A 1,644-nucleotide genomic window follows, 5' to 3' on the forward strand; every position below is an offset into this window, starting at 1 on the left:
TAAGTCCCATGGTAGTCCAAATCATGACCGTTGTAAGTTAATTTTTGGACAGGGTAGTAGTCTGCGACGCCGATAAGGCAAGCTTGTTGTGAACGATCAAAGTCTTCATAAGATTCGAAAGTTACAGTTCTTTCGTTCTTGCTGGCATCTAGATAGGTAATTTCAATCATTTTAAAAACTTCTTTGTTTAATGATGACTTTATTTTACTCCTTGTAAAAGAGAATGTCAAGAAAAATGATTGCGCACGCAACTTTTTTCAAAATCATCTTAAATCAAGAAATCTAAACCAGTTTCCAAGCTTGCTTCGACAGCCTTTTGTAGCGAGGCCAGTGTCTTTTGCCCATCACTTGTCAGGCAGATAAAGCTAGAGCGTCTATCTTGATCACAACACCTGCGACTAAGCAGACCGCAATTTTTAGCTTCCAAGCGAGCCACCATCCGAGAAACAGCGCTCGGGCTCAGATGAAGCTTATCTGGCAGGTCAATCTGGCGTAGAGATTTTTCTTGAGCCAAGTCCAGATAGTAGAGGAGGTAGAATTCTTTCAAGGTCAGACTTTGCTCGCTCTGCTGGGCAATGGTCTCTTCCAAGAGACTTTCGATTTCTTTCTGACGCCGATTGAAGTCAAACCATTTTTCCAAGTAGGTCATAGTTTCTCCTTTCTTTTTAGAGTTATCAATAGAAGAAAGTCCATTAACGGACAGTCTCTGCATCACAAGATGATTGCGCATGCAATAATTATACTACTTTTCAAAAGAGCTGGCAAGAAGGACGCTGGCATCTCTTATCCTAAATCATACCTGTTTTCACAAGTCAAGAATTGTCTGTATCCACTTTCATCTCTAATTTTCATCATCTCTTGTGCATTTCCTTGAAATTTTCTGAAAAAAGAGTAAACTGGTATGCAAGAAGTCTATTTCGTGGAGTTTAGGATGAAATTATATGTTCAATTAATGATTCTCTTTGTGATTTCTCTAATCGGTGAGGGAATCTCCAGTTTCTTTCATTTGCCCATTCCAGGCAGTATTATCGGCTTAATCATTCTTTTTTTAGCCTTGCAATTCAAGTGGCTGAGAACCAGACATGTCAACATGGTGGGGAATTTCTTGCTGGCCAATATGACCATTCTCTTTTTGCCACCAGCAGTGGGAATCATGGAAAAGTTTGATGTGATTGCTCCCTATCTTTTGCCCATCGTCTTGATTGTCTTTTTTGCAGCAGTTATCAATATTATCCTCATAGCCCTGGTAGTTCAGTTCATCAAGAGACGATTTGAGGGAGATTATGAGAAAGGAGATGCCAAATGAGTGAATTTGTTTCCAATCCCCTGTTTGGGCTTGCCCTATCTATATTAGCCTATCTAGTGGGAATGCTGATTTACAGACGTTTTCCCCATCCATTGACAACGCCCTTGCTTTTGTCAGCTGTTTTCATTATTATCATTCTAAAGGTGACGGGGATTTCTTACCAAGATTACTACCAAGGTGGGGTTTATCTGAACAACTTGATTGTCCCATCGACCGTGGCTCTAGGGATTCCGCTTTATAAGAGTTTTCATTTGATGAAGCACCATGCTCGGAGTATTCTCTTTGGTAGTCTCTTAGCGGTAGTGGTCAATACCTCTTTCACAGCCCTTGTGGCAAAG

The 1,644-nt window shown here is 40.6% G+C and carries 4 protein-coding genes; 2 read left to right on the forward strand and 2 right to left on the reverse strand.

Going from position 1 to position 1,644, the window contains the following annotated elements:
* Together ACLNCN_RS04580 and ACLNCN_RS04585 are read right to left on the reverse strand one after the other, a co-directional pair.
* On the reverse strand, nt 1-170 hold a 170-nt coding region (locus ACLNCN_RS04580; RefSeq protein WP_424844724.1), incomplete at its 3' end, for a DUF4649 family protein.
* A gap of 98 nt (nt 171-268) precedes the next feature.
* Complete coding sequence (locus ACLNCN_RS04585) at nt 269-649, reverse strand: MarR family winged helix-turn-helix transcriptional regulator (RefSeq protein ID WP_049502453.1); 381 nt, start codon at nt 647-649, stop codon at nt 269-271.
* Nucleotides 650-931: 282 nt separating this feature from the next.
* On the opposite strand from ACLNCN_RS04585, the gene ACLNCN_RS04590 reads away from it, so the two are divergent.
* Both ACLNCN_RS04590 and ACLNCN_RS04595 read left to right on the forward strand, forming a co-directional pair.
* The gene (locus ACLNCN_RS04590; protein WP_000781325.1) at nt 932-1,306 is read left to right on the forward strand and encodes a CidA/LrgA family protein; all 375 of its coding nucleotides are present in this window, start codon (nt 932-934) and stop codon (nt 1,304-1,306) included.
* The coding region (locus ACLNCN_RS04595; RefSeq protein WP_424844723.1) for an LrgB family protein at nt 1,303-1,644 on the forward strand (342 nt) is incomplete at its 3' end. The genes ACLNCN_RS04590 and ACLNCN_RS04595, both read left to right, overlap by 4 nt.

This window comes from Streptococcus sp. CL8.13 (assembly GCF_049737895.1).

What these genes read in the sequence shown, in the direction of transcription:
- ACLNCN_RS04585 (WP_049502453.1), bottom strand. Translation starts at nt 649, where the DNA reads ATGACCTACTTGGAAAAATGGTTTGACTTCAATCGGCGTCAGAAAGAA.
- ACLNCN_RS04590 (WP_000781325.1), top strand. Translation starts at nt 932, where the DNA reads ATGAAATTATATGTTCAATTAATGATTCTCTTTGTGATTTCTCTAATC.